Here is a 23,808-nt window from a genome sequence, read left to right as displayed (position 1 = left end):
TGGATTTGTCTTTGTTCCTAAAACTCCAAAAATCCTACGACTTTAGAGACATCTTTAGCATTAATTAAAAACAAGGTATCTCGCCAGCAGGAAAGAAGTTCAAGAATATTAACGCCGTTCTCAGCGAAGAGAGAAGTAGTATAGGAAATAACTCCTGCGGTGTCTTCTATCTGCTCAGGGGATTTCATGATCACCAGTGCCACGTTTTCGTGATGCTTGATTATCTTTGAAGAAAGTTTTTGTCTAATTAGTTGGGCATATTTCTCTAACGTTACAAGAGTAGAATGATCTGAACCTTGTACCATGAAAAAGAGTTCGTTGTGTTCTCGAGCTTTTTTATGAATTTCATCAATCAGTTCTGAAGAGGAAGATTTTTGTAAAATAAGAATATGAATTTTATTTTTTATCTCAATATGAGATTGTTTTATGAGCTCTTTAACCTTCTTTTCTGTAGAAATTTCCTTCTTGATTTTTTCACGAAATCTTCGGGCAGCTACCAGTATTGCTTCCTGCGACATTTTCTTTTCAATATGGAGTTCTTTGCTCACTAATCTGGCAAGAGCACTATAATTAATGAGATCCTTCTGAAGACAGCTACGAATAAAGGGATGTTCTTTGATATAATTAATAGTTTGTTCGCTGGTGGAGAGTTCCATGATGGGGATAGAAAGAAGAGATTCTTTATTAAATTTATGATTTAAACTTATATGTTTTATTTCGAACATGTTTGTTAAAACATATTCTATTTGCGACAGAGGATATTAATCTTAGATGACAAAATGAGAGGATATGAAAACATTCAAACTCCAATTCCCATCATTAGAAGACAAGGTTATTGTCGAGGCAGCTCACATCTACACCTATGAAAAACCCGGTTTAGATCATTTCAAGAGCGCTCAAATTGGCGCAAGAATGTGTGATTATTTTCGAAATCTGGGTGCACAAGTCACACCTCTTCTTTTTGTTGATGATTATAATACGCGATTTGAACAAAAGGATGAAGTGCTTGATGTAGAGAAATATGTTAAACAGATTACAAAAGCTGGCTTTGAACCGCAGAGAATAGTCTATGAAAAAGACCTTGTGCCGCAAGCCCAAGAGTATCTAGAGCAGCTCATTCAAGAAGGATACGCAAAGCAGCATCCAAACGGGTCGATGATCCTGGTAAAAGGGAATGTAAAATTATATGATCCGACTATTGAGAGATATTCCTGTAGCCTGCTTGATGCCAGTTTGTATGCACAAAAGCTTTCCGAAGCAGCTGCGTGTGTTACGATCTTACCTAAAGAGTATGAAAAACAGCAGGATGCGACAAAACTAATCTTGAAAAAGTTAGGTTTTGACACGGGAGGAATACATATGGTGTATTACCATACAGCTACAAGACATCTTTCTGTGGAGAGCCAACATGTATTTGTGGAGTCTCAAGAACAACAAGAAGTACATCATAAAATAGCTGTTGCTCTTCAAGTTTTTGATCTTGTTGCACAACTTGGCGGAACAGTGATACCCACATTCACATCACGAGAGGTATTACCATGAAAAAAATTGGCATTCTTGGAGGCATGGGGCCGGCAGCATCAGCTAGTTTGTATTCACGAATTGTTGCATATTGTCAGCAGAGATATAATGCTACCCAAGACACAGACTATCCACAAATAATGCTCTATTCCATCGCACTTGAAGGGTTTGATGAATCAGGAATCACTGACGAGGCGTTGGTTTTAAAACAGCTGCTTCAAGGAATCAAGATGCTTGAGATGAGTCAGTGCGATTTTATCATTATGCCTTGTAACACTATCCATTACTTTATCGACCAGTTACGATTGTATGCACAAGTCCCAATCATGAGCATAATTGAAGAAGTAGCAGGATCTGTAAAATCCAACGGACAAAATCAGGTTTTATTGTTAGGATCAGAAACGACGTTAGCATTAGGAATTTATCAAAAAGAATTTGAACTACAAGAAATCTCGTATCTTCAACCAAACCAAGAAGAATATGAACAAATTACCACCCTAATTCTTGATGTCATGGGTGGAAAAGTACAACCAGAAAATAAAGAAGCAGTTCTAGATTTAATCCACCTAAAGAAACAACTAGGCGTGGTGTTAGGATGTACCGAATTGCCTCTTGCGATTACACAACAAGATCTTAGGATCACGCTTTATGATTCCCTACAAATCCTTGCTGAATCTGCCGTAGAGTATGCAATGGGAAAGAAAGAGATGAAAATAAAAGAGAAGAAAGAAAAGATTAGTTATCAAAGAGAGGTAATGTCTACTCAACCACTGCTTTAATTCTTCGAATCCCTGCTGCTGATGCTTCTTCTTTGATGATCTTGAATTTGCCAATATCTTGCGTGTTATTGACATGTGGACCGCCGCAGAATTCTTTGGAATAATCACCAACGAAATAGACCGAAACAGTCGCAGGATACTTAACGCCAAACTCCATCTCTGCACCAATTTTGACAGCTTGATCATGCGTCATTTCTTTTCTGACAACTACTAGTTGCGCATGAATAACGCGATTGACTTCGTCTTCCACTTTCTTGATTTCTTCAGAGGTTAGTTTTCGAGGAAAATTAAAGTCAAAACGTAATCGTTCAGGCGTAATGTTAGACCCGCGTTGATGAATATCAGCAGATATGACTTTACGCAATGCTTCGTTGAGCAGATGTGTTGCGGTGTGCAATCGCACAGTTTGTTCTGAATGGTCTGCAAGCCCCCCTTTAAACATGCCAGCGGCGGCAGTGCGAGAGAGTTCTTGATGCTTTTCAAACTCTTTGTGAAATCCAACAGTATCAACTGCAATATTTTTCTCAGCGGCAAGTTCTTGAGTCATTTCGAGGGGAAATCCGTAGCTCTGAAAAAGAAGGAATGCATCTTCAGCACTAATAGTGCTTTTGCTGGCAGTCAATTTTTCAAGAATGTGAAGGCCTTTCTCTAAGGTTTGACTGAATTTTTCTTCCTCTTTGGCTAACTCATCAAGTACTTTTGCTTGATTACGTTTGAGTTCAGTGTAATAATCACCATATTCTTTAACAATGATTGTTGCAAGATCTGCAGTGAATGGTTCGTTGATGCCGATTAATTTAGCATAGCGAATGGCGCGGCGAATCAACCGGCGTAAGATATACCCTCGATCGACATTGGATGGTGCAATCCCATTATCATCCCCTATGACGAATACGGCAGAACGTAAGTGGTCAGCAATGATACGCATTTCGCGTTTCTTTTGTTGGTAGGAAACACCCGCTAACTCTTCGAGTCTCTCAATAATTGGTGTAAAGAGACCAGTTTCATAGGAACTTTTTTGATGGTTAAGAACTGCTAAAGCTCGTTCAAAACCCATACCAGTATCAACATTTTTCTTTGTAAGTGGAATTAATTCTCCATTAGCTTGACGGTTATAAGTCATGAATACATCGTTCCAAATTTCAACCCAACGATTGTCATCGGGATCAAATGTTTCTGGAGCAGCACCATCACCCGTCCAATAAAACATTTCTGTCGAAGGACCGCAAGGACCTGTATCACCAGCACTCCAAAAGTTATCTTTACCACAATACGCAATACGTTTCTCAGGTACGCCAGCAGCTCTCCAAAGTTTAACTGCTTCATCATCACGAGGAACTTTGTCATCACCACGATAGACGGTGAACCCAAGCATATTGAGAGGGATACCTAACCATTGTTTAGATGTAAGAAATTCAAATGACCATTCAATTGCTTCTTTTTTGAAGTAATCGCCTAACGACCAATTACCCAGCATCTGGAAGAAGGTATGGTGCGTATTATCACCAATATTCTCAAAGTCAACAGTACGCAGACATTTTTGGATGTTGACAAGGCGAATTCCTTGCGGGTGTGGTTGGCCAAGAAGATAAGGCACTAAGGGTTGCATGCCTGCCGTGTTGAATAAGACAGAAGCATCATTAACCGGAATAAGTGAGGCAGAGGGGATGCGTTTGTGACCTTTGCTCTCAAAGAAAGTGAAATATTTTTCTCGTAAGGTTTTAGGATCCATATTGCCCTTCAAACACAGGTGTTTTTAATATCTTTCGGGCGTTGAGAAGATATTGAGAAAGTAACAAAAACTCGCCTGCTCGGAGCTATCCATGGGCTAAAGCCCATGGCTTTACGCCCCTCGCTTACTTTGGCGAGTTTTTGGAACAGAAAATCAGCGCTATGCGATTCATCCTCGATCTAAAGATCGAGGCTTTCTCGCTGATTTTCTTGTAATTACAATAGTTACAACAGTGGAAGCACTTTAAGAACCTGACCATAAAGCAGAGAATCAGTGGTTTTAGTTATGCGAACGGTGAGAGTATCAGCAATACGATAATTTCCAGTGATGAAAACCGGTTTGTAAGAATCATTATGGGCAATCCATTCTCCAGGTATTTCCCCCTGTTTATCTACAACAACATTTCCCTGCCAGTTTTTCCAGCGTTCATTTTGTAAAATGGCAGTGTTATGTGCAACATCCGTAATGACTTTGAGACGACGTTCTAATTCAGCACTTTCAATTGGAGGCTGATTGGGTACAGCTTTTAGAGAATAATTGGCAAATAATAGGATCTCAATTTTATCCGGACATATTTTTCGCACAAGATCAAGGGTTTGCCAAAAATCTTCAGGTGATTCGTCAGGAAAACCAATCTGAATTTGGGTTGAAAAAGTAAGAGCAGGCAATTGTGTGCGCAGAGATTTAGTTACTTCTAAGACTTCGCGACTAGTATAATCTATCTTATGAGACTTAAGAAGAGTATCACTTCCTGAATAAATTGGCACATGAATAAATTTGAATAGTTTGGGGTGACTTAAAGATTTTATAAGTCCATTAATGCCCCTCTGAAGAGAAGGAAATCTGAATTTATCGAGAAGAATACGAAAATCTCCTGGCAGGGATGTTAGTTCCTCAAGCAAGGAAGAGAGAGTCACGCCTGAGGTCCCTAAATCAATCCCATAACTCGCGCTGTCTTGTGAACTAAGCCAAATTTGTTTTACACCTTCGTTGAGAGCTTGACGAACAAAAGCGATAATTTCAGCCGGAGGATAGGAACGCACCCCCTGTGAAATCACCTGCGAACTACAAAAAACACAAGAGGAAGTACAGCCTAAAGTAATGGGGACAATCTCGATGAGTTTAGACGTACGAATCGTGGCAGTGTCAAGAGGAGGAAGCTCGCCCAATTCGGTGATTTTGAGGATATTACGACTCAGGGTCTCTTCAACAACTTCGACAATACGATGAATTTGGGTGAAGTTACAAAAAGAGTGACGTGCTATTTTCTCTTTATTATAGCGAGGATAGCACCCAGCAAGGATAATTAGTTTGTAAGGATATTGTTGTTTTATATTTTCTAATTGTGAAAAAAATATTTTTGCAGTAGAATCGTCTGGAGAGGAGATGGAAAAGAGAACAATGTCTGCTTGTTCAAGCTGATTAACTAGGTGAAAATCGGCACGACTAAGAAGGTCTGCCATACGTTGCGCATTAGCCGTACTTTGCCAAGAACCATATGATTCAATGTAAAACGTAGTCATAAAACGAAAAGAGGATACAAGATTATAAACATTGTCGATCTGGAAAAAACAGTTTTATTAACCACTATTTAGTGATAAATAATAGAAATATTTAAATAATACCCATTATTTTTCAAATTCATGACAGGTATAGGTTTTGATGTAAATTCTTTAGTAGAAGAATTATTAGGAGCAGTTAACCCACCAAGAGGCAGCGATGATGTGGCAAGTTTAGCTTTCTTAGCTCTTCAAGAAACTTTTGGACCGACCAGACTGCTTGATAATAGAGAAGACATAGGAGAAGATGTAGATGATCTAGCAGCAGAGGTTTTAGCTATCGCAGATGCGCAATTATTGGAAAATTTTGCGAGAGCAGCAGCCTATGCGCAACGACTTGATCCAGCATATCAAGCACTTGCTTTGATAGAAAAACCATCATCACGACATGCAGAAATGATGGGTCATGTTGCGCATGCATTGAACAGATTACCAGAAGTTGTTACACATTTACAACATCCAGAAGCTCGAACGAATTGGAGAAGCCCATTCATGCATTGTTATGCATTACAACAAACGGGCAACCAAGATACTGCACTTTATATCTCAAGTTTAGAACCATTATTGACTAACCAAAATGGAAACATTCGTTCAATGGCACATCGAGTTAGAGGAATTATTGCATTTAATGCAGCAGATTTAACTCTAGCAAACCAGTATTTAAAACAAGCAGCAGAACTTAATCCTGCCAGTGAAGCCGTTAAAAGAGATCTTAATGCTGTGCAACGGGAGATAGAAATGGTTTCTGCTAATAGAGAATCTGCTGGATCTAGGGCATATGCCAGACCCACCCCTCTTGCAATCCCAAAGATAGGCACCGATAAAGTCTTTGAAGTTGTGAATGGGTTATATTTGCTTGCGAACCAACGCTAATTGCGTATTGATTGACTGTTTCTAGTATCTTCTTAGTAGTGCAAAAATTTTATAAAAGATTTTCAAACTCCATTTAAGATTATGGAGAATGACGATGATGAAGGGGAGCCTAAGTATTTGCGGATTAGTAATAGCGTTATCGTCAGTGCCAACGAGTTCTAATTCTCTGTCTAGAAGTCAAGAAACATTTTCTGAATGGCAATTGGCCCAGGAGGTTGTGAATCAAAGAAGTCTTACTGGAAGTGAAAATACCCTAGCATCACCGACCACATTAGATTTTACTCTTGAAGAAGTGCAAATTTTTGAGTCTAAGCCAATGCCTATTGCTTTGGGTCAACCTAATCGAGGAAAATTACGAGATGGAATAGAAGTTCTCGAAGATGAATGTCTTATCCCTACCCACCTTACTAATTCATACGCTACACAAGAATTGTATGATACATTACGTCTCGGGGGATGTGCTGTAGCGCAGGAATATGGAGTGAGACTAACACTAATGGATCTAAGTCGAGAGGGAGGGGGAAAGTTACGACCTCATAAGAGCCACCAAAATGGACGAGATGCGGATGTGAGCCCGTATAGGATAATCAAAGGACAAATCGTAAGTACTACTCCTAAAAATAATTCAAAAGGTAAAGCAGCAATGGAAGTGAATTGGGATCTTGTCAAAGGATTCCAGCAAAGCCCCCACCCAGTCACGATCTTATGGTATCAAAGCAATGTATGGGCGATGAAACAATACGTTGTCCAGGAACATGGACAGGAAGAGTGGAACAAATATGGGTCTGTGTTTAAAGCCTGCGCTGCTCGCACAAGCAAAGACGAGAAGCCATATTGCTTAGGACACCAGAACCATATGCATCTACGAGTAGGACCTGAAATTGTTCGAGACCGTTATGCAATTAATCAAGAGAACCAGTAATTCTTCGAACTAATTCTTGAGCGGTAAGTGCAGGAGTGTGATGTAGGACTGTCCCTTGTTCGATAATTATTTCTGCAGGCATTGATCTTAAGTTGTAGATACTTCCCATGGCATAACCATACGCACCAGTATCGCAGATAGCAAGAATATCGCCTTCACTCACTTGAGGAATGGAACGATCTTTAGCGAAGTGGTCACCGGTTTCACAGATGTTTCCAACTATATCGTAAGCATGTGGAGCTGCGTGTGGATGCGAAAGGTTGAGAATTTGGTGATAGGCGTCATAGAGAATAGGTCGAATGAGATGGTTGAATCCGGAATTAACACCAGCTATCTTTTTATTTCCGTTTTGTTTAAGTGTAGTTGCTTTGACTAACAACGTCCCTGCTTCTGCAACGAGATATCTTCCAGGCTCGAAATAAAGTTGAAGAACTTTACCGTAAGTATTGCAGCATTGTTTGAATACTGTTACCAGTTTTTTACCAAATTCTGCGTAGTCTGCACGAGATTCGCTTTCTTTGTAGGGTATTTTGAATCCACCACCAAAATCGACGAACTCGAGATCAGGGAAGTTTTCTTTGGTTATGATAGAGAGAGTATTGAGAATACCTTGGAATTGTTCTGAAGTGAGAGGAATACCTGAACCAGTATGTTCATGAATGCCAATAACTGCGAGGTGATATTGTTTAGAGATTTCTTTGACTATTTCTACGTCTTCTAATGAAATGCCGAATTTCGTGTCCTTCCCCCCCGTCTTGACTTTTTCATGATGTCCCGCAATAACATCAGGATTGAAGCGCAGACAGACCGAACTATGTGGATAAAATTGACCATAGCGTTCTAACTCTGAGAGAGAACCAATGTTAAAAAGGACATTGAGTTTTTGTACTTCATGAATTTCTTCATCACTCATCATGTTAGCAGTGTAGAGAATCTGTTCTGGTTTGAAACCAACTTTAAGTGCAAGGAGAATTTCTGTAGGAGAGACCGCGTCAATATTGGCACCTTCTTGAAGAAGAACTTTGAGAATAGTTGGATTATAATTTGCCTTCATCGCATAGAAAATTTTGGTTTTAGGATAATTAAACCAGCTTTTGAGTTCGCAATACCGTTCTTTTATGATGTGAGCATCGTAGACGTAGAGAGGTGTTCCGTATTGTTGTGCAAGAGAAAGAAGAAAAGAAGAGGACATGATTTACCTACCGTTTTAATTCAGGATAGTCAGAAAGTCGTCGCTCTAAATCAGCTTTTTCGTCTGGTTCAAGTGACCCTAATTCAGGATGAGCAAGACCAACTCCTCGTCCAAGAATTTCAAGTATTGCTTTGGTGGACATAGGATTTCCGTAGGCCATGGTAGCATCACAAAGAGGTTTCCAATCAGCTGCAAGTGTTTCTGCTTGTGAGTTATTAGTCAATGCGTTAGTTACCATCTCTGTCCATTCTCGAGGGATAATGTTACTCACTACTGCAATACCTCCTTTTGCTCCTTGTTGAATAGCTTGGTAGGTAGTTGCGTCGTCTCCGCTAAAGACATAAAATGGTTGAGCTCTCGTTTTGTTTGCAACGCCTGCTGCGTCGACATACGCTTTTATTCTCTTCATATCAGCTGTGGCAGCTTTGAGACCGATGATGTTTGGAATTTGAGCAAGATGTCCAACGGTCTCTGGCTCGAGACTTACACCAGTTCTGCCCTGTACATCATATAACACAAATGGAAGTTGACTTTCTGCTGCAACTTTTTCAAAATAGGCAATTAAACCATTTTGTCGTGGCTTACCATACGGAGGAGTTACTAAGAGGCCAGCATCAGCACCGTAATCAAGTGCGATATTTGAACGACGTATTGCTTCACTTGCTTGCTGACCTTTAATACCAACAATAAGAGGGATTTCACTCTTCATTGCATCTCTTTGTTCACCAACAGCATTAATTATTCTGCTATAATGAGCAAAACGCGCATAACTCTTCGCGTTAAAGTCAGCAATATAATCTCCCTCTCCCGTCGTGCCCATAACCACAAGACCAGTGATGTCGGCAGTAATCTGCTCTTCAACAAATGAATGTAATCGGCGATAGTCAATAGAATTATTTGCATTTCGGGGTGTTACAATTGCAGTGTACGCACCTGGTTTTAATCGTGGTAATGTCATGTGATTCATCCTCTTAATTATTCTTAATTATTCTTGATTAAATCTCGATATAATGCAACGGCGGCTTTTTTATAGAGATCTTGCGGAACAGCAAACCAAATGCTGTTGTCATGTGCGTTTGAGACTGCACGAACAGGAATGCCTTTTTGAGTAGCACCTTCTCTATCAACCCATTTTTCCGTACCTAAAGTTGTAAGAGCATTTGCATATAATTCGGGATGGGAAGTGAAGCCGCTTCCAACTAACGCAACCAAAGCAGTAGAATTACCCGTGTCAATAGATCCGTAACGTTGAAGTTTTATAATTTTTAACAACTCAGAGGATGATGGAGGGGAATGAATTGCAGTAATAGTTACATCTGATGTGGCTATCATTTCGGTATTAACCTTGCGTAAAGCTCCTGTAACACGATGCATGTAACCGGCTACTCCATCCATGCCTCCTGTTCTTAACCGTAGAACGTGAAATGGGCCGGCTTTGCCACCAATTGCAACAATACGATTGCTCTGAGGTGTTTCACCATCAATTTGTGTTCTCCCCCCTGTAGGATTAAATGTATTCATCACAACAAGAGGAATGTTAACCTCACGTAGAGGGTCAAGACAGCGAGGATGAAGAATTTTACCACCAGCACGTGCAATTTCTTGTGCCATATCATAAGAAATGTGATTAAGAGTAGGCAAATCTCTGAATTCATCACCTTCAAGCAGACGTGGATCGATTGGTCTAACCCCCTCTGAATCAGTACAGTTGAACCCACGTTCTGCCCTAATAGCACGCATAATAAGAGTTTGCGAAAGATCTGATCCACCTCGATCGAAAATTAAATGATTACCCTTTGCATCAAACCCATAATATCCACCAAAAACTGTAACTCCTTCAAAACCATCGTTAACATAATTTTGTATACGTGTATCAGAACGAGAGCTATATTCAGCACAAGTAGGTTTTCCCTTCAATTTCATGAGTCTTTCCATAGGGGCTGCTCTTGCTGCTATGCCCCGACTTTGCAGACATAGTGCAAAGAGTTCATGATTTAATGCTTCACCAAAGGAAGCAAGACGCGCAGTATGATATGGAGCATTCTGTTGTGTGAGGTCGGCGCCGTGGGCTATTCTTCGTTCAAGTTCGCCACCTTGTGAGAAAGCAACTTCAATATGACGTTGAGCCGCTGAGATCCCTTCATAGGTTGCTGCAAAACGATCTCTAATTTTTCTAAATGTTTCAACTGGAAATTCTCCTCGTTCAACATGATGTTTATCGCCAGCTAAAAGAAGATCCGTTACGCCACTAGGAGCTGAAACTACAACAACTTTACCGTAGGGATCAGCTTGGATGAGATTAGCTGAGGCTTCGATAGCTCGAGAACTCCCTACGCTCGATCCACCAAATTTGTAGACATTAAACATTTTGTTTCAAAACTATTAATCTTATAAAAAGATGTTGGGAGTAGAGGAAATATTTATTTGAGAAGATAAGATTTATCAACTTAATTCAGAAAAAATATCCATGACAGAATGTGACGAGCTTTATGCAGATTTTTGTATGAATGCCTGTTGTTATTTTCCTACAAAAAGACTGACACCTCAAGAAGCAAAGACTCTAGAAAGGTTTACTGTTGATGAATCAGGACGTTTTCTGCTAGAAAATGATCCTATTACAGGAGCATGTGTATTCTTAGATGTAGAGAATGGGAGATGTCAAATCTATGAGCAAAGACCAGCAGTTTGTCAAGGGTATAAATGCCATTATGATAGCACTGTCACAACGATTATAAGTGATTTACGATTTGGAAGACGACCTTTTGAAGACTTATTGAGTATTCAAGAACCACGCATTAAGTGAGCGCTTATAATCCCAACCTCATCACCATCTTCTCGACATCAAATTCTTCAAAATCTCCATACTTTTGGCCCACACCTAAGAATAAAATTGGCTTTTTGATAACGTATGAAATTGAAAGAGGTGCACCACCTTTCTCATCAACATCTGCTTTGGTAAGAATTGCACCATCCATTTGCACTAACTCGTTGAAACTGCGGGCTTGTTCGATACAATCATTACCAGTAATACTCTCGCCTACAAAGACTTTAAGATCTGGTTTAGTGACGCGTATGATCTTTTCCAATTCCGCCATAAGATTAGTATTGGAATGAAGACGACCGGCTGTATCAATAAGAACAACGTCAACATTGTTCTTTTGGGCATATTTGATCGCATCGAAGGCAACGGCAGCGGCATCAGAACCATAATCATGTTTGATTATTTTGACATTTAATTTAGTTGCATGCTCTTCGAGCTGTTGAATCGCCGCAGCACGAAACGTATCACAGGCAGCGAGAACGACACTAAGTTTATGTTTTTGAAAGTAGGCTGTAAGTTTAGCAATGGAGGTTGTTTTTCCTGCACCATTGATTCCGAAGAACGCGACAACATATGGTTTTTGTTGTTCCTTAGCTTGTTTTACTTTAGCAATGAGGTCAACTTTGTCGTAGGTTAAGATATCACGAACTGTTGAACGTAGAGTATCATTGATTTTTCCGAGAACGTCACGAGGGAGAGGTTTATCGACAAGTTCAGTCTTGAGATCTTCTTTAATGCGTTCAATCACTTCAACGGAGACGTTGTTTTCAAGAAGGACGAGTTCGAGTTCCCAGAAGAGTTCTTCGAATTTGTCTGTTGAAATAGTTTTTGTCGTAATAGCTTGTTTAAGTTTGCCAAAGAAGCCTTGTTCGTCAACTGGTTCTTCTTGTGCTTTTTGCGGGATCGCTTCTTTTTTAGTTGGTTTTTCTGCTTTTACTTCTGGTTTTTGGAGTATAACTTCTGATTTCTTTTCTTCATGATGAGTTTTGATTGATTCGTGTATCTCATGTTTCTTCTCAACAACGTCTTCTTTTGTAACAATAGTAGGTGTCTCTTTGATCTCTTCTTTTGGTGTTTCTTCTTTTTTAGAGAATAGGCGACCAAAGAATCCTTTCTTTTCAGGTTGAACTGGCTCGATGATAGTAGGAGTTGAGTGAGTTCCTTTTTGTTCTTGATGAGATTTTTCTATATGTTCCTCTTTCTTTACAACTGCCGGTTCAGATTTTATTGGTTCGGCGTGTTTTTGTACTTCAGCCTTAGCAACAGGAGTAGGTTTGTGAGTTGGTTTTGATGTTTCTTTAGGTTCTACTTTTTTCTCTACAGGTTTAGATTCAACTTTAGAAGCAGGATGGTGCTTTTCTTGAACAGTTTTCTTTTCTTGCTGAATTGGAATGCTTTTTTCTATGTTGGTTTTTTCTACTTTTTCTTGATGTATCTTCTCTTCGATGTGGATTTTAGAAACAACAGGTGCAACTACTTTCTCTTCTACTTCTTCTACAACAGGAATTTCAACGTCTTCTTCAAGGATAGGAACTTCAGGTTCTGGAACAGACTCTGCAACAGGTTTTTCAGAGATAGCTTGTTCTACTTCAACAATTTTTTCTTCTACTTCTGCTTCTTCTTCGGTTTTCTTGGAAAAAACAGATAGAGCGCTTTTGAGTTTATCTTTGAGTTTGCCAAACATGGTTATTCCGCTTCCTCGTTCATATCTTCTTCGACATTTTGATAGATTTCTTGCGCTCGTTCATGAAGATGAGCAAGAAGCTCTTGAGCTTGAGTAACTTTAGAAGTAATTTCTTTTTGTTGTTCGCTAAGCATTTCGAGAACTTGAGAGATAGTTTTTTCTACAACGGTATCAGAACCAACATTTACTAAAAGGGTAGTTGTGTCAGTAAGTGTTCCTTTAACAAAAATTCCATTGGCCACAGGCGCAAGCATAGCACTGCCTGCAACGGATTGCTGCAACTCACGTAGCGCTTGGAGTGACTCTTCTAGTTCTTCATTTTGAGCATTGAGCATTTCCACGTGTTCACCGATTTTCTCAATGTGTTTTTGCAGAATTTGGAACTGCACAAGCTTCTGCTGGATTTCTTCGGACATAATCAGGTAAGAAGGAAGCTGTTTTATAAGATTTTTGGGGTTTTAGGAAGATTAGTGTTCTTGAGAGTAGAAAAGGATTAAAAGGGAGACTTCTGGTCTCAATGAGAATGGTTCTTCATCAAGCAACATATTCTTTAGGATCAGGAGAGCTACGACCCGATCAGCGTGTAGTTTTTGCTACTAGACCAGACATTGAAGAAGCTGCAAGAGTTGCATTGCATTTAGGGCTTTCTCCAGATCATCCACGATTAATATTAGAACATGTACTACATGCTGATGGGGAATATTTAGGCACTCTGCAAACAAAAAGATCTTTAGGTAATGGAAACCAATATGTCCGATTTCGAGCAAATTATGGCACAGAAGAATCCCCTGAATGGGGGCATGGATTGAGAGGAATGACTGCGTACATTGTGGATACACTAAGTAATCGATTTAGTGTCCAGGATTTAGTCACACGTGTTGGTCTTCTTGCCCAAACTGCAAAATATAATGGGGCAGACAATGTTGTGGTTCTTTCTTATACTCTTCCTTATGCAGCTCAGGAACGAGGGATACATGACACTGACCATCCTCGAATGCAAACAAAAAAAGCTAAGGAAAATTATGATGGGCAGGGAGTATCATTAAACTTTGTATTAAAAACTTGGCTTAATGCAGGAGTAGATGCAGTAGTGACTGCACATCTACATGCAACGAATGAAGCTAGAAATATAACAGAACGATTAAATAAAGAATATTCTCCTCTGGCTAGACAAGCAGCACAGAATAATTCAAATCAGAGATATACACTTAACCTCTTTAACATTTCAGTTGCTCCTTTAGTAGGAGTTTTTCTTGCAGATAAGGGGGAAGAAATTCTATCTCTTAACACTCAAGACAAAGGAAGAAAAATAATAGTTCTTGGTGCTGATGTTAATGCAACTCCATTTGCACAAGAGATTGTTGTTAATGCGGGTTGGGATAATGCCACCTATGGAGGAATGAATAAGACTCGTGGAGCAGGAGGCGCAGTTGAAACTTTAGGTTTAGACAAATTAGTTGGACCAGATGGAAAAGAAATTACGGGAGAAGTTAATTTGGATGGTTTTGATGTTCTCGTAGTTGATGATATGATTCGGCAAGGAGGAACAATGCAGAAAAATAACGAAGTGATAATTGGTTCAACTGTAGATGGTTTAACTCGGGATGCTCGAATCACAGGAAGACCAAATAGAGTAGTAGTGTATGCCACTAGATCACGATTAAGTGAAACAGCACGAACTGTTCTCTCGGCTCCTGCGGTTAATGACATTGTACTTACTGGTCTTGATGCTCGTGTAACTCATAATATTGGTCAATTAGGTCGTAAAACGATCCTATTATGGAGCAATTTTTTATTTGGTACTGCAGCAAAAGCTATTGAAAGAGGAGAAGATCCAGCAACAGTGTTGACTCCGGATTATATTAGAAATAACAATCTTTTAGATTATCATATACCGCGCAGCCACAGAAAGAGAACTGATTTTAAACCAGGAATTATCTAATCATTCTTCTCATCTAATTCCATTTCATCCGTGCTCTCATCGACAAACACGATATCACTCTGAGTTGTTGCATTCGCTGCGTCAGCACGTTTTTTGAGATGTTTAGCATGCATCGCTTCCAAGTGATCTACGGTGCCTTTTCCAGATAATCCAGTTTGAGGTGTTTTGAGATTATATTCATCCGAGGTAAATTCTTTGCCAGTGGCAATATACTCTGCATAGAGTTCATGAAATTTAGGAAAATTAATCCAAGTATACCACACACCATCTTTTTTGTATTTCTTTTTGGCGAGCATAACGACACGAGAGGGGATATGCTCTGAAACAATTTCATAATCCGGAAGATACTTGACTAATTCTTGAGTGAAAGTGACGATTTCTTCATGCAGGGGCATGTTTTCTTTTTTTAGCCGCTGTTGAGATGGTCCAACAAACATATATGATTTGATTTCAATAAAATCAGAACTGCCTTTGTGAATCAAATCGGCATACCCTTGAAAATCTGTATCATTAATTCCTTTGATTACCGTTAATCGTACACAAGTACGTTGTTTTTTTTGCGCAAGATATTCTAGTGATTTATTGAGGCGTTCCCAGTTGTCAGCAAACAAAGGCACATCAACTTCTTTGAGCATGGGTTTGTTCGGTGCGTCAATGCTGACGTAGAGTTGAGTAATTGGTTTAAGATCACGGATCGCTTCAGGATATTGCGCATTGGTAACCAAGAACGTAGAGATCCCTTTTGCATGGAATCGATCAATAAGTTCATTGATACGAGGATAAAAAATAGGCTCGCCAGTAAGAGATAACGCAACATGCTTGACGGTTTTAGACGCTTCAAATGATCGCTTATTGGCTCGATGTGAACCCCCAAAACCAACAAGTAATTTTTCATGCGCTTCGAGACTTTTCTCAAAAATCAGGTTGGGATCATCGACGCCCCATTTCCAGTCTTTAGAGACAGGAGCTTTGTAACCTCGCCAGCAAAAGGTGCAACGATTAGCACAACTAATGCTCGTAGTCATCTGCATGCATTGGTTGCTCATGATACCGTAGAATTTAAGTTTGTAACAGCCGCCTTCACCGTTGATCATATTTTTGGTCCAGCCACAGGTCTTGACTGCAGAATGTTCTCCCACAATACGATATTGCTGTTTTTCGAGTTCGGCTCGGGCTTCTGGTGTTAACATGGGTAGTGGTTTGATGGCTGTTTTTAGTAAATGCACTACGTTTTGTTAAAAACTCTTGCATTTACTATTAGTAAACGAAATATGATTTTTTTTTCGTTTACTATTTAAAAAAGTTGTGTCCATACACCAAGTTTTGTTGAGTGAAGAATTGTTGGCCCTGGAATTTCGCTACGATGAATGATTCTTTCACCCAGAGTGTAGTCCCAATCGCGATTGCGATAAGGGAATAGCCGATTAACTGTTTCTTCTACTTTTTGGGCGTGCAACCATACCCCCATACGCAACCGTGCTGCGTCGTAAGTGCTGTAGACATCGCAACGACCATTGTTTTCCTTTGGATTATAACATTCTCCCGTTATACGTGTAAGAAATTGCACTTCGTTTCCTGTACGCCATGTTAGAGTACGCATCATCTCAATTGGATCATCGCGAGGGGACACACCATCACTTATTTCAAAGAAGATATGGGGACTTCTATGAAGTATGGTTCCAAGATCGTGAGTATAGAGATGTAGTTTCATCGAAAAATCAATTTTGTAGATTTGGCATTTTATTCTAAAATCTTTTCACCAAAAGTATATTTGCCATCCTCGTTTGGAAAAATAATCTCGAGAAGAAGCTGTAAAGAACTAGCATGAGAATTGGAGGCGGCTACTGTATCTTGTGTTCGTTTCAATACAGATGTTTGTAAGTATAACCCACGTTTCTCTTCAAGAGAGAAGAGACCATGATCATGCCCCATGCGATAGAAAGGGTAGGGGAGAGAAGAAGGCCGGGTATAGTCTAATTTTAAATTTAAGATTTCACAAAGGCGCTTTGTATCTAACCTGCTATTTGCAAATTCAATCTCACTACGAAAATTACCAAGAATATTATCACGCGCAAAATACGAGGTGATCCTTAGATTAGCATAGGTGCCTATTTTTATTAATCCATTAGGCTTCTCTTGACATGGCCCTGCGATAGAACTGTATTGAGAAACGACAGTTATAGCCATAATAGCTTAAAGAAGCAGACATTTTATAAAAGTTTCACCACTTTTTAGTATTAAATCATTAATAAAAGCAATCTTGCCTCTAAAACTTACAATGGTACGAAATCCAATTGATAAACATGGACTTTACTTTGAAGGTATTCTTCAATTACGAGACGTCGAACAAGATGTTGTAGATTTTGTAGAAGATGAACTACTGCGCGGCGGAATTAAAGTTGCCAAAGTAATGGAAGTAAAAGGGGGTCTTGACTTTTATCTTTCAGATAATAATTATACTAAAGGGCTAGGTAAAAAACTTCAAGAAAAGTTTGGCGGCGAGATTAAATCTAGCGCAAAACTTCATACCATGCGTGGAGATAAAGAGTTATATCGCGTTACGATTCTGTTTCGACCAACAACATATAACAAAGGTGACAAAGTGATGTATAAAGGGGAAGTTTACATCGTAAATGGTTTGTACAAAACAATTTGGTTACAACATGAAAAAACCGGTCAAAAAATCCAACTGAAGTATAAAGAAATGGAATCAATACGACGAATTGATACTGCGTAAAAAATAGAAATAAGAAAAAAATTATTCAACGATAAGTTTGCCTTTCATGCCTTGTTGACGATGGCTGCCAACACTGCAATAATATTCAAATGTGCCTTTCTTGCTAGCGACAAATTCTACTGAAGTTGGTGTTCCAGGTCGAACTTTTTGTGTATGAGCATCAAATTCATCTACTACCCAATCATGAAAACCATCGGTTGAGCTAAATTCGATACGTACTGTATCACCTTCTTTGACACGAAGTTCTGGAGCATCTTTCCCATCCATAACAAACTTGAAGTTTTCTCCGGTTATCAGAAAGGTTGTTGCACCAGGAGTTGGAGCTGAAGATGTTGTTGGAACTGGTTGAGATTCTTCTTCCATGTTTTCCATTGAATCATCTGCATTGACAACATTCGTTTCTGCAGGCCCATCAAATGGCGCTGGTTCACCATACGGCACTGGTTGTGTTACTTGCGGTACTGGTTGAGATTTGGATTCACACCCCACTGCAAGTACTAATACTAAGCTTACAAGTATTATACTAACTATATTTACAAACGATTTTTTCGTCGACTGTCTATTGTCCATATATCTGCACCTCCTAAAAAGATTGAAACTGTTGCGAGTGTTAGGCCAAGATCACGAATCATAATATCATTATAGCCTAACCCTATTGCAATAGTGAGTAAGTGAAGAGCAAGTAAAAGTGCTACTGGACGTACGAGAAAGCCAATAAGAAGCATGGTTCCTAAAATTACTTCTGCTGCACCGTTGAAGTAGATTAGCGTTTTTGCATAATCTAATTGGAGAAGGAAATCTGGAAGATAACCCATGAAATTATCTGGAAGAATGAGTTGATTAAGACCAAACCAGAGAAAGACGAGACTTATGCTGATACGAAGTACGGCTGGCGCGTAGGGTTGGATGGTTTTGAGTGATACCATGGTGTAGAGGAAATATTTTGAACTTATAAAACTTGTTTAGGAGAGCTCAGCTTAAATCTGAAAAAGTGTGTCAAAAGAGAATTAAAAACTTCTTTTGTGTCAACAATTTTAAGTAATTGGACGGGCTAGATATAGTTATGAGACAAAATGTTGTAGAATCGTTGAACAATTTTCTTACTACTACAACTACTACTTCTTGTTAGATTGTTTTCTCTTACTTGCGTGATGACGCGGAGGAGTTCTTTGGTTTGGTAAACCTGCAGAATTTTCCAAATCACGTGGAGGATGGAGAAAACGGATTGTTGAATCTTTATGTTCTTTTTTCTAACGAGGCATAGGGATTGATTTTATTGAACTAGTCGGCAGACTCTAAATTGCGGAAGAGAAAATGAATAATGAACAAAAAATATCTAAAGTATTGGAAGGAGGAGTGCAAAGTCTCGATGTTGATTTTTCCTCTAAAGAGGCCCTTGAAAAATTTAATTTTCTATCAGAATTAGCAGTACGACCCGCATTAGTATTGGATTACATTAGCTGTCCCGGTGATGGATCGGCGTACAGCTTTTTCTTTGATAGATTGATTAATCTTTTTGGTAATCCGCGCAATGAATTTATTGAACGTGTAAAAAGAGATTATTGTGCCAGGTATAATGAGGGTCTTTGGAATTTTAATCCCCGAGAAGCATTTCTTGATCAGTGTCTGCGTGGATCGAATGAATACGTGCGTGATGAGTTCATTGGAAAAGTCGTTCGAGCAGGACATCGGCTCTATGAACAGAGTGGAGGAATGGGTTGGAATAGGAATGAAGGAGGACCGCGACGTGAGGTCTTGCAGGATAAAATCGTATGGGGAGTTCAAGATGCAGTATTGCATGAGTTTTATGATTTACCCAAAGGATATAGATTTGAACAAGGCTCGCTTTACGCATGTCAATTTGATCTTGATGGTTTGTCGGAGAAACGACCGTTACATCCACGAGATTTTCGTGTTGCGGAAAGAAAATCTAGCCCAGTTTTTCCTAATCTTTGAGCGATTAAATTACTATTTTTTTCTTTTTACTTATTTTTAAGTACCATAACATTTTTAAGTAAATAGTTTATTTTTTGGGATATGAATTGGGATGACACTGCAGCGATGCTTTTGTATCTAGCAAAGAAGAGTGAAGGCAAGACCGAATTAGATCTCTCAACGCTTTCTATCGCTGATGAAGTAGGGATGTCCCAGCAAAGTGTTTCTCGTAAGTTAAAGGAATGTGAGGATGAAGGCTTAATTTGCCGTAAGGTTCATGGACAGGGAATTACGATAACACTCACAGATAAAGCAACGAAATTGTTACGAGAATATCATAATATCCTCTCAACACATTTTAATGAAAAGCAAACTATTTCTCTCAAAGGCATTCTTACTGCGGGCTTGGGAGAAGGAAAGTATTACATGTCATTAGAAGGGTACAAAACGCAGTTTCAGAATAAGTTAGGGTATATTCCTTTTGAAGGAACACTTAATCTAACTGTCGCAGCTACGCAATTAGAACATTTTGTCTCAAGTCTTCCTTCACTACGTTTAGAGGGGTTTAGTACACCACAACGCACATTTGGTGGATTATTAGCATATCCTGTGCTTATTTCATTTGGTTCAAAGAAAACACAGGGTCATTTGATTATGCCAGAACGAACAGTCCATACGAAAGCAGTTGCAGAAGTAATTTGCCCAATTCATTTTCGTAAGTCTTGGAAGTTGAACAATGGTGCGGTGGTGACATTAACGCATGGTTAACAAACAAAATAGAACAGAAGTAAAGAGAATAGGTATTGCTGACACCATGTTTGCACGTGTGAACATGGGAGAGATTGCTGCACAAACGGTAGGAGAGAATCTTGTTGTTGAAAGATACACCGTACCTGGTTTCAAAGATTTGCCGGTTGCCTGCAAAATTCTTATTGAGAAATACAAATGTGATATTGTGGTTGCGTGTGGCTGGGTTGGTAAGGAAGACATCGATGAAGTGTGTGCTCACGAAGCAAATTTAGGTTTAATTCAAGCTGAATTAATGACCAATACCCATATTCTCAAAGTATTTTTTCATGAGAAAGAAGCAGTGGGCGATACCAAGAAGCAAAAAGAGATTTGTGTTGATCGCGTCAAGAAACATACATTGAATGCATTGGAAATGTTGGAAGGAAAAGAAGCGTTAAGAAAGAATGCAGGGAAAGGGAAGAGACAAGGATATAGAGATGCGGGAGAAATAAAATGAGATTACAAACTGAATTAAAATCAAAAGTACAACTTAAAGAACCAACATCCATTAAAATCGGGATTGTGGTATCACAGTGGTATTGGGATGAGATTACCAGTAAGATGCTTGACTCAGCTCTTAAAACTGCAACTGAACATAATGTGCAAACAGAAGTTATGAAAGTGCCAGGCAGTTGGGAGATAATGTTTGGTTCGAAACAATTGTTGATGCGAAAAGATATCGCTGGTGTTGTAACACTAGGAGCTCTTATCGAAGGTGATACTGATCACGATAAATTAATTGCATATACTGTTGCAAGCAAGATTGCAGATTTATCGTTACAATATAACAAGCCGGTCTCACTGGGTGTGACAGGCCCTAAAATGAGTTTTCGTCAAGCAAAGAAACGAACTGATAAAGGCACAGAAGCAATGTTAGCTTGTTTAGAATTGTTGGGAAAATAGATTTTTCTTTTTCTGGTTATTATTTTAACTATGACTTTTACTATGAAATTAGATGAAGAGTATATGCAGCAGGTGTTTGAATTAGCACGTCAAGGCACACCTTCTCCGAATCCTTATGTTGGCTGTGTAATTGTCAAAGATGGAAAAGTCATAGGAGAAGGATATCACCACAAAGCTGGGCAAGCGCATGCAGAAGTTGAAGCGTTGCGAGATTGTGAGAAAAATGGTAACTCTGCTGCTGGGGCAACATTGTATGTTAATCTTGAACCTTGCTCTCATTATGGACGAACACCACCATGTGTGAGTGCTTTACTTGAAGCTAAAGTTGATAGAGTGGTAATTAGTACAGGTGACCCGAATCCATTGGTGAATGGTAAGGGTATTGAGATACTTCGTTCTGGAGGTATTGAAGTTGCGCAAGGTGTTCTTGAAAAAGAGGGAAAGGAGTTAAACAGACATTTTTTTATGTACATTACCCAGAAGCGACCGTTTGTGTATCTTAAAGCAGCAATAACGCTGGATGGAAAAATTGCATGCGCCAATTATGATTCAAAATGGATTAGTTCAGAGGAATCACGGATGTTGGTTCACGATCTGAGAGGTCGAGTGGATGCAGTTTTAGTTGGTAAAAATACAATTATTCAAGATAATCCACAGCTAAATGCACGACATACAGAAAAAATATGTTATCCCACTCGAATAATATTAGATAGTAATGATTCGTTAGATGATGGTTTTACTGTATTTCAAGAAGAAGGCGAAACGCTAGTTCTGACAACTAAAGAGAGTATAAAGAGAAATAGAATTGTCTGTGAAAAGAATGAGGGAAAGGTTAATTTGCATGATGCCCTAACTAAACTTACTGCAAAAGGTATTAGTAGTATTTTAGTAGAAGGCGGCAGCGAGGTCTTTGGTAGTTTCATTACAGAGAAACTCGTTGATGAGTTTTGGTTGTTTATTGCACCAACAATTCTTGGAGATGAGAAAGCGATTCCTCTTATGAATGGTTTTTCTCCACTTTCGATCAATGATGGGATTAAATTCAATTTTACTTCTTTGCAGCAAAGTGGGAAAGATATTTTCGTTAAAGGGGTGTTTGCAAGATGATTCGAGATTCTCAACTACAGAAAGCATTAGAAGAATTACAACAAGGTAAGTTCATTATCATCACAGATGCTCAAGATCGTGAGAACGAAGCGGACTTAGTTTTTGCTGCTCAATTTGTAAGTGAAGAGAAAATTGCGTTCATGTTACAACATACTTCAGGGATTATTTGTGTAGGTATGGAAGAAAAGAGGCTTCAAGAATTGGGTTTAGGACCAATGGTCGAACAGAATACCTCTAAGCATAGTACCCCCTTCACTATTCCGGTTGATGCCAAATTAATCCAAGACGGCGGAGTAAGTGCGCACGATAGGACACTCACAATTAAAGCACTCGTGGAGGGGGTCGCTACAGATTTAGTTAGACCCGGACATGTATTTCCTCTTCAAGCTAGAAAACAAGGCGTGTTAGAAAGAGCAGGTCATACGGAAGCGAGCGTAGATATTTGTAAGATTGCCAGTCTTTATCCTGCTGGCGTGTTATGTGAATTAATGAATCCAGATGGTACAATGATGCGTGGAACGCAGTTGTTAGCATTTGCCAAACATTTTAAAATAGCGATCATTACGATTGAACAAATACGAGATTATCTTACCCATGAAAAACATTAAAGCAATTATTTTTGATTTTGATGATACGCTTGCGTTATCTAATGAAGAGATTATTCGTACAATTGAACGCACTGCTCAGGCGTGTGATTTGCCTTATCCAGAACAAGACGCAATTGTTGAGCTTTTTGGACGACCACTCCAAGTATTGATTGAGACACTTTGGCCTTTTGCGGATGCAGATGAGTTTATCCAAACATATACTAAGTTGTACCAACCACACAACGTGAAATTGGTAGAGGGAGCGAAAAAAACTTTAGAAGAATTACATCGCCAAGGATTTGAATTGCATATTCTTAGCTCACGTAGAAAAAATACGCTTCAGGCGCATATTGAACAGTTTGGTCTATTACCCTTCTTTAAATCAGTGATTGGGTATGAAGATGTTACGCACCATAAGCCAGATTCGCGTGTCTTTGAGATATTTCTGAAAAACTATAAACCAAACGAAGTAGCTTATGTGGGTGATAGTATATATGATGCTCAAGCAGCAAAACAAGCAGGATTTCATTTTATTGGCGTATGCACAGGTATTGTGACGCGAGAAGGATTTGAATTAGAAAAAGCAGACCTAATCTTAAAGTCAGTTGCGGATTTAGATATTTCTTTGTTGTAATTATAGCAGTAATTTAGCAGTAGTTTTTCTGTGTTGTAAAAATGGATGCATCCTCTTCAAGTATGTGTCCTCTGCAAGCGACATCTTTATA

General features: G+C 39.2%; 27 protein-coding genes. 14 read left to right on the top strand and 13 right to left on the bottom strand.

Features of this window, described 5'->3' with window-relative positions; genetic code table 11:
• Nucleotides 1-17: 17 nt before the first annotated feature.
• Nucleotides 18-656 (bottom strand): hypothetical protein, encoded by a 639-nt coding sequence (locus HYV86_00715; GenBank protein ID MBI2572361.1) that lies wholly within the window; start codon nt 654-656, stop codon nt 18-20.
• A gap of 133 nt (nt 657-789) precedes the next feature.
• On the opposite strand from HYV86_00715, the gene HYV86_00710 reads away from it, so the two are divergent.
• Both HYV86_00710 and HYV86_00705 read left to right on the top strand, forming a co-directional pair.
• A complete protein-coding gene (locus HYV86_00710; GenBank protein ID MBI2572360.1) occupies nt 790-1,542 on the top strand; it encodes a hypothetical protein in 753 nt (250 codons plus the stop codon).
• Nucleotides 1,539-2,300 (top strand): amino acid racemase, encoded by a 762-nt coding sequence (locus HYV86_00705; protein ID MBI2572359.1) that lies wholly within the window; start codon nt 1,539-1,541, stop codon nt 2,298-2,300. Before HYV86_00710 ends, HYV86_00705 begins: the two co-directional genes overlap by 4 nt.
• On the opposite strand, the gene HYV86_00700 is transcribed toward HYV86_00705, so the two are convergent.
• Both HYV86_00700 and HYV86_00695 read right to left on the bottom strand, forming a co-directional pair.
• On the bottom strand, nt 2,281-4,032 hold the full coding sequence (locus tag HYV86_00700; GenBank protein ID MBI2572358.1) for an alanine--tRNA ligase: 1,752 nt from the start codon (nt 4,030-4,032) through the stop codon (nt 2,281-2,283). The two genes, HYV86_00705 and HYV86_00700, sit on opposite strands and share 20 nt — an antisense overlap.
• Nucleotides 4,033-4,256: 224 nt before the next feature.
• Nucleotides 4,257-5,555 (bottom strand): radical SAM protein, encoded by a 1,299-nt coding sequence (locus HYV86_00695; protein MBI2572357.1) that lies wholly within the window; start codon nt 5,553-5,555, stop codon nt 4,257-4,259.
• A 120-nt stretch (nt 5,556-5,675) separates the two neighbouring features.
• Between HYV86_00695 and HYV86_00690 the strand changes: the two genes are divergently transcribed.
• Nucleotides 5,676-6,464, top strand: a complete 789-nt coding sequence (locus HYV86_00690; GenBank protein ID MBI2572356.1) for a hypothetical protein — start codon at nt 5,676-5,678, stop codon at nt 6,462-6,464.
• Nucleotides 6,465-6,552: 88 nt separating this feature from the next.
• Entirely contained in the window at nt 6,553-7,386 is an 834-nt protein-coding gene (locus tag HYV86_00685; protein ID MBI2572355.1) for a hypothetical protein, read from the top strand.
• Here HYV86_00685 and lysA read toward each other — a convergent pair.
• Genes lysA through HYV86_00670 form a run of 3 tightly spaced genes read right to left on the bottom strand, consistent with a single transcriptional unit; the run spans nt 7,367 to nt 10,945 of the window.
• The gene (gene lysA, locus HYV86_00680; GenBank protein MBI2572354.1) at nt 7,367-8,578 is read right to left on the bottom strand and encodes a diaminopimelate decarboxylase; all 1,212 of its coding nucleotides are present in this window, start codon (nt 8,576-8,578) and stop codon (nt 7,367-7,369) included. The genes HYV86_00685 and lysA overlap by 20 nt on opposite strands.
• A 7-nt stretch (nt 8,579-8,585) precedes the next feature.
• Complete coding sequence (dapA, locus tag HYV86_00675) at nt 8,586-9,536, bottom strand: 4-hydroxy-tetrahydrodipicolinate synthase (GenBank protein MBI2572353.1); 951 nt, start codon at nt 9,534-9,536, stop codon at nt 8,586-8,588.
• A 23-nt stretch (nt 9,537-9,559) separates the two neighbouring features.
• The gene (locus tag HYV86_00670; protein ID MBI2572352.1) at nt 9,560-10,945 is read right to left on the bottom strand and encodes an aspartate kinase; all 1,386 of its coding nucleotides are present in this window, start codon (nt 10,943-10,945) and stop codon (nt 9,560-9,562) included.
• 100 nt (nt 10,946-11,045) lie between these two features.
• Here HYV86_00670 and HYV86_00665 point away from each other — a divergent pair, with 100 nt between their 5' ends.
• Nucleotides 11,046-11,381, top strand: a complete 336-nt coding sequence (locus HYV86_00665) for a YkgJ family cysteine cluster protein (protein MBI2572351.1) — start codon at nt 11,046-11,048, stop codon at nt 11,379-11,381.
• A 4-nt stretch (nt 11,382-11,385) separates the two neighbouring features.
• Here the strand turns inward: HYV86_00665 and ftsY are convergent, their stop codons facing one another.
• Together ftsY and pfdA are read right to left on the bottom strand one after the other, a co-directional pair.
• Complete coding sequence (ftsY, locus tag HYV86_00660; protein MBI2572350.1) at nt 11,386-13,083, bottom strand: signal recognition particle-docking protein FtsY; 1,698 nt, start codon at nt 13,081-13,083, stop codon at nt 11,386-11,388.
• 2 nt (nt 13,084-13,085) lie between these two features.
• A complete protein-coding gene (pfdA, locus tag HYV86_00655) occupies nt 13,086-13,499 on the bottom strand; it encodes a prefoldin subunit alpha (GenBank protein ID MBI2572349.1) in 414 nt (137 codons plus the stop codon).
• A gap of 107 nt (nt 13,500-13,606) precedes the next feature.
• Between pfdA and HYV86_00650 the strand changes: the two genes are divergently transcribed.
• On the top strand, nt 13,607-15,025 hold the full coding sequence (locus HYV86_00650) for a hypothetical protein (protein ID MBI2572348.1): 1,419 nt from the start codon (nt 13,607-13,609) through the stop codon (nt 15,023-15,025).
• Here the strand turns inward: HYV86_00650 and HYV86_00645 are convergent.
• The 3 genes from HYV86_00645 to HYV86_00635 all read right to left on the bottom strand — a co-directional run bounded on the left by HYV86_00645 (nt 15,022) and on the right by HYV86_00635 (nt 17,212).
• On the bottom strand, nt 15,022-16,215 hold the full coding sequence (locus HYV86_00645; GenBank protein ID MBI2572347.1) for a 4-demethylwyosine synthase TYW1: 1,194 nt from the start codon (nt 16,213-16,215) through the stop codon (nt 15,022-15,024). The two genes, HYV86_00650 and HYV86_00645, sit on opposite strands and share 4 nt — an antisense overlap.
• Before the next feature lie 104 nt (nt 16,216-16,319).
• The gene (locus HYV86_00640; protein MBI2572346.1) at nt 16,320-16,736 is read right to left on the bottom strand and encodes a hypothetical protein; all 417 of its coding nucleotides are present in this window, start codon (nt 16,734-16,736) and stop codon (nt 16,320-16,322) included.
• Nucleotides 16,737-16,765: 29 nt separating this feature from the next.
• Nucleotides 16,766-17,212, bottom strand: a complete 447-nt coding sequence (locus HYV86_00635) for a hypothetical protein (protein MBI2572345.1) — start codon at nt 17,210-17,212, stop codon at nt 16,766-16,768.
• Between the two features lie 91 nt (nt 17,213-17,303).
• On the opposite strand from HYV86_00635, the gene HYV86_00630 reads away from it, so the two are divergent.
• Complete coding sequence (locus HYV86_00630) at nt 17,304-17,762, top strand: hypothetical protein (protein ID MBI2572344.1); 459 nt, start codon at nt 17,304-17,306, stop codon at nt 17,760-17,762.
• 21 nt (nt 17,763-17,783) lie between these two features.
• On the opposite strand, the gene HYV86_00625 is transcribed toward HYV86_00630, so the two are convergent.
• Nucleotides 17,784-18,332 carry a cupredoxin domain-containing protein gene (locus HYV86_00625; protein MBI2572343.1) on the bottom strand — a complete coding sequence of 183 codons (549 nt, stop codon included), beginning with the start codon at nt 18,330-18,332 and terminating at the stop codon, nt 17,784-17,786.
• Nucleotides 18,296-18,688, bottom strand: coding sequence for a DoxX family membrane protein (locus HYV86_00620; GenBank protein MBI2572342.1), 393 nt, complete (start codon nt 18,686-18,688; stop codon nt 18,296-18,298). Before HYV86_00620 ends, HYV86_00625 begins: the two co-directional genes overlap by 37 nt.
• Nucleotides 18,689-19,076: 388 nt before the next feature.
• Here HYV86_00620 and HYV86_00615 point away from each other — a divergent pair, with 388 nt between their 5' ends.
• The 7 genes from HYV86_00615 (at nt 19,077) to HYV86_00585 (ending at nt 23,717) form a co-directional block, all read left to right on the top strand.
• Nucleotides 19,077-19,718 (top strand): hypothetical protein, encoded by a 642-nt coding sequence (locus HYV86_00615; protein ID MBI2572341.1) that lies wholly within the window; start codon nt 19,077-19,079, stop codon nt 19,716-19,718.
• A gap of 81 nt (nt 19,719-19,799) precedes the next feature.
• Nucleotides 19,800-20,465 carry a CTP-dependent riboflavin kinase gene (locus HYV86_00610; GenBank protein MBI2572340.1) on the top strand — a complete coding sequence of 222 codons (666 nt, stop codon included), beginning with the start codon at nt 19,800-19,802 and terminating at the stop codon, nt 20,463-20,465.
• Nucleotides 20,458-20,943 (top strand): riboflavin synthase, encoded by a 486-nt coding sequence (locus HYV86_00605; GenBank protein MBI2572339.1) that lies wholly within the window; start codon nt 20,458-20,460, stop codon nt 20,941-20,943. The genes HYV86_00610 and HYV86_00605 overlap by 8 nt, the downstream gene beginning before the upstream one ends.
• Nucleotides 20,940-21,389: a 6,7-dimethyl-8-ribityllumazine synthase gene (gene ribH, locus HYV86_00600; GenBank protein ID MBI2572338.1), complete on the top strand. Its 450-nt coding sequence runs from the start codon at nt 20,940-20,942 to the stop codon at nt 21,387-21,389. The genes HYV86_00605 and ribH overlap by 4 nt, the downstream gene beginning before the upstream one ends.
• Before the next feature lie 42 nt (nt 21,390-21,431).
• On the top strand, nt 21,432-22,496 hold the full coding sequence (gene ribD / locus HYV86_00595) for a bifunctional diaminohydroxyphosphoribosylaminopyrimidine deaminase/5-amino-6-(5-phosphoribosylamino)uracil reductase RibD (protein MBI2572337.1): 1,065 nt from the start codon (nt 21,432-21,434) through the stop codon (nt 22,494-22,496).
• Nucleotides 22,493-23,104, top strand: coding sequence for a 3,4-dihydroxy-2-butanone-4-phosphate synthase (ribB, locus tag HYV86_00590; GenBank protein ID MBI2572336.1), 612 nt, complete (start codon nt 22,493-22,495; stop codon nt 23,102-23,104). Before ribD ends, ribB begins: the two co-directional genes overlap by 4 nt.
• Nucleotides 23,091-23,717, top strand: coding sequence for an HAD family hydrolase (locus HYV86_00585; GenBank protein MBI2572335.1), 627 nt, complete (start codon nt 23,091-23,093; stop codon nt 23,715-23,717). Before ribB ends, HYV86_00585 begins: the two co-directional genes overlap by 14 nt.
• Nucleotides 23,718-23,808 lie beyond the last annotated feature (91 nt).

Source organism: Candidatus Woesearchaeota archaeon (genome assembly GCA_016188115.1).
Classification (GTDB): domain Archaea; phylum Nanobdellota; class Nanobdellia; order Woesearchaeales; family GW2011-AR9; genus JACPIK01.
Note: the sequence above shows the minus strand (reverse complement) of the source record. Positions and strands in the feature narration are given on the sequence as shown.